The 1676-nt window shown below is 68.4% G+C and carries 2 protein-coding genes; both read right to left on the bottom strand.

Features of this window, described 5'->3' with window-relative positions:
- Positions 1–1038: a DmsC/YnfH family molybdoenzyme membrane anchor subunit gene (locus FHE66_RS05150; protein ID WP_139071917.1), complete on the bottom strand. Its 1038-nt coding sequence runs from the start codon at positions 1036–1038 to the stop codon at positions 1–3.
- Positions 1038–1676: DMSO/selenate family reductase complex B subunit (locus tag FHE66_RS05145; protein WP_139071916.1), on the bottom strand; the 639-nt coding region annotated here is incomplete at its 5' end. The genes FHE66_RS05150 and FHE66_RS05145, both read right to left, overlap by 1 nt.

The raw sequence follows: 1676 nt of genomic DNA, 5'->3' as shown, positions 1-1676 counted from the left end.
TCAGATGCCGACTCGGATCATGGAGTCGTAGTGCAGGGAGCGGCCCATGAGCTCGGCGATGAGGGCGAGGGTGAAGGCCGCGGTCATGAGGGTGGTGAGGTGGATGGGGTTCTCGCGTCGTGCCTGGCCGGCGGCGCGGTAGGTGAACAGGGCGAGGATGACCGCGGCGATGCCGAGCAGGATGAGTCGGATGGCGAAGAAGGTGCCGGAGAAGACGGCTGCGGCGGTGGTGGCGCCCTGGGTGGCGAGGTCTGCGATGTGCAGGGGGTAGGAGGCCAGGACCAGGACGCCGATGGTTGCCGAGGCGACGGCCAGGTACTGGACGGTGCGGGTGGTCAGGGTCCACTCGTCGGTGGTGGTGGGGGCGTTGATCTGGGCGACGCGGGTGCGGACCAGGGTGGCCAGCGCGCCGCCGGTGCCCTCACCGGTGCCCTCGCCGTTGCCCTCGCTGGTGGCCTCGCTGGTGGCCTCGGTGTCGGTGGTCTGGGGGCGGCGGCGGTTGCGGATCGTTGCGGTGAGCATGAGCGCGCAGCCGGCGGCCAGGGCGCCGAGCATGAGGGTGGTGGCGAAGAAGTGCAGCGGGACGATGGGGGTGTTCCAGGCCGGCACGGTCTGCAGGGAGTAGTAGATCTGGGACATCGACCAGATGAGGGCGATGCCGGTCAGCGCGGTGGCGGCGGCCACGAGCTGACGCACCCGGATGGTGCCGATCTTGAACCACTGCAGCAGGGCGAAGGCGAAGCCCAGGGCGGCGAACGCGATACCGAAGACGATCTCGCGGGAGAGCCAGGAGGTGCCGACGTTGCGGAAGACGTTGAGCGTGTTGGTGATGTCGTTCATGTGCAGCGTCGAGGCGGCCAGGCCCAGGACCATGGCCGGGCCGATGGCGTAGACGACCGGCTCGGTGAGTCGTTCGACGGTGCGCATGTCGTGGCGTCGGGAGGCGATGAGCTGGACGACGCCCAGGATGATGAAGGTGCCCACGCACATCTGGGCGATGACCGTGAACAGGATCATCGGGAGCTCGTGGACGTTCATCAGATCTCCTTCGGGTTGGCGATCTGCCCGCTGGCGTCGTTCCAGGGCTGGGCGTCGCGGTGGGGCGTGATCACCAGGCGCGGCTTGGTGAGGTTGGGGTCGGGCAGGGGCGCGATGGCGTCGACGTCGCCGTACTTCTCGCGCAGCTCCTCGATGGGGCCCCAGTCCAGGGCCCGGGAGGGGCAGGCGTCCACGCAGGCCGGGGCCTGGCCGGTCTCGCGGTAGTCGTAGCACAGGTCGCACTTGGACATGTGCCCGGTCTCCACGTTGAACTGCGGGGCGGAGTAGGGGCAGGCCCACTCGCAGTAGCGGCAGCCCACGCACTTGCCCTCGTCGACGAAGACGGTGCCGTCCTCACGCTGGGTCATCGCGGTGGTGGGGCACACCTGGACGCACACCGGGTCCTCGCAGTGGTTGCACGCGATGGAGGTGTAGTAGGTGAACACGTTGGGGGTGAAGGTGTCCCCGTCCTGCTGCCAGGACCCGCCGGAGTACTCCACCACCCGGCGCCAGTTCACCCCGATCGGCAGGTCGTGCTTGTCCTTGCACGAGACGGCACACGCCTTGCACCCCGTGCACGCGGACTGGTCGAAGTAGAAGCCGTAGTTCGCACCGGCCTCGGTCAGAGAGTCAGTCAT

It is taken from the genome of Georgenia sp. 311, assembly GCF_006151955.1.
GTDB classification, from domain to species: domain Bacteria; phylum Actinomycetota; class Actinomycetes; order Actinomycetales; family Actinomycetaceae; genus Oceanitalea; species Oceanitalea wutianyii.
This window is presented reverse-complemented; position numbering and strand designations above follow the sequence as displayed.

Bases quoted from the DNA above. Each gene is read 5' to 3' on its own strand.
- FHE66_RS05150 (WP_139071917.1), bottom strand. From the start codon at position 1,038: ATGAACGTCCACGAGCTCCCGATGATCCTGTTCACGGTCATCGCCCAG.